Here is a 1,532-nt window from a genome sequence, read left to right as displayed (position 1 = left end):
TACCTTATCACGCGATGGCGGCCGGCTTTTCCTGAAATTTGCCGCACACTCTGGGTGCCATAGGAAAGCACGCCGCATAGCCATGATCCGGGTTGGTGTCCGGCGGCAAGCCCTGGCGGTCGGGGACGGTTTTGCCCGTTTCTTCCACCCGCACCTGCCGGTTTTTGGTGAGCGCGCAAAAACCCAGGCCGCTCGGGGTGGAACCCGGTTCAAAATGCTGGCAGTCCTCACAAAAGACCTTGCCGGTTTTGCAGAGCTCTTCTTTGCTCAGAAATAGTTGCATTGTTCAAATCCTTGTTGTTTTAGGTTCCCAAAAGATTCTAAAGCACATCCACCAGGCGCTGCACCTGTTCGACACCGACCACCGCCCATTTACGCCCATCCGGGGCGTTGCGGTTCCAGGCTAAAGGCGATGTGTGCGGCATGGGAAACAACCGCGTGCCCTCCGGCCATACGCGGCGGATTTCCGGTGGATAGAGCATCTCCGCCCGCTTCGGGTCCTGCCCATGTTCCGCCAGAAACCGCATATTCTCCGACAAACCCCGAATTCCGGTAATCGCCCGCGTGGCGGTTTCGCCAACGGTCAGCACGGCTTGCGGTTGAGCCCGTTCCATAGTCTCCGCCAGATAAGGCAGGCAATGCCCGATTTCTATTGTTGTAGGCTTGCGATTCTCCGGCGGACGGCAACGAACGATGTTCGCGCAACCGTAGTCCAGCCCACGACACAAACCATGCGCTTCCAGGAGCGTGTGCAATGTCCGCCCAGCGCGCCCCACAAAGCCTTTCCCTTGGGCGTCTTCGTCGGCTCCAGGGGCCTCACCGACCACAAGAACACGACAAGGCCGTCCAACCTCCGGCAAATCCGGCGCCACTATCTGGGTACGCGACCGACAAAGCGCCGGGCATTTTTGGCAATGGGTAGACCTTTCAGGCATCCGCATATCCCTCGCTTTCCAGCAGGTCCAGATAATGCGTCTGACTATGGATCATCTGCAGTTCATGGCGGATTAGTTCGCCACCTATTCCCTTGTTTCTGGAAAGCAGCACAAACAGGCTTTCAGGGGGAAAGTATTGGATGACCACATCCAGAATGCCCAAGCCTTTGAGTGTCTGGAGGTCCTCGCGGAGCTGGGCATCCTCCAGGTTTTTGCCGTCCAGTATCATGACGGCGTGATGCCTGGCGGCTTTCAGGGCGCTGCGCCATTCCGCCTGATTCCGGACGGACGCTTCAGGTGTAGGAATAATCGCTATATTCAGTGTGCTGTACTTCTTTTGCATCTGCTGCGCCCAGGTGCTTTTCCCGGAAGCCGTGACCCCAATGGGGATGATGACCAGAGGGTGTTGTGAAAGGACCTCTTCGGAAAGGGGACGCTTTTTTAATGTAGAAATGGGCATAAAGTGGCTACCAAATGTATGGATCTAGGGATTCCGCATCGTAACATGAAAGCGTTTCTTTTTTGCAAGCCAACCTCCAAATATCGCATTTTTTAATGACGCGCTCCGTCATGGGAATAACGGAGCGATAAAGGACA

General features: G+C 55.9%; 3 protein-coding genes. All 3 read right to left on the bottom strand.

What is annotated here, in order from left to right:
* Positions 1-7: 7 nt before the first annotated feature.
* The 3 genes from AC2VLY_RS17425 to AC2VLY_RS17415 are packed head-to-tail and all read right to left on the bottom strand — an operon-like array spanning position 8 to position 1,395.
* The gene (locus AC2VLY_RS17425) at positions 8-283 is read right to left on the bottom strand and encodes a hypothetical protein (RefSeq protein WP_486893540.1); all 276 of its coding nucleotides are present in this window, start codon (positions 281-283) and stop codon (positions 8-10) included.
* Positions 284-320: 37 nt separating this feature from the next.
* Positions 321-935 carry a uracil-DNA glycosylase gene (locus AC2VLY_RS17420; RefSeq protein ID WP_486893541.1) on the bottom strand — a complete coding sequence of 205 codons (615 nt, stop codon included), beginning with the start codon at positions 933-935 and terminating at the stop codon, positions 321-323.
* Entirely contained in the window at positions 928-1,395 is a 468-nt protein-coding gene (locus AC2VLY_RS17415) for a hypothetical protein (RefSeq protein ID WP_486893542.1), read from the bottom strand. The genes AC2VLY_RS17420 and AC2VLY_RS17415 overlap by 8 nt, the downstream gene beginning before the upstream one ends.
* Between the last annotated feature and the right edge of the window lie 137 nt (positions 1,396-1,532).

The organism is Acidithiobacillus sp. TH-A36, from assembly GCF_057473445.1.
Note: the sequence above shows the minus strand (reverse complement) of the source record. Positions and strands in the feature narration are given on the sequence as shown.

Coding starts and splice junctions, on each gene's coding strand:
- AC2VLY_RS17425 (WP_486893540.1), bottom strand. CDS start 283: ATGCAACTATTTCTGAGCAAAGAAGAGCTCTGCAAAACCGGCAAGGTC.
- AC2VLY_RS17420 (WP_486893541.1), bottom strand. CDS start 935: ATGCCTGAAAGGTCTACCCATTGCCAAAAATGCCCGGCGCTTTGTCGG.
- AC2VLY_RS17415 (WP_486893542.1), bottom strand. CDS start 1,395: ATGCCCATTTCTACATTAAAAAAGCGTCCCCTTTCCGAAGAGGTCCTT.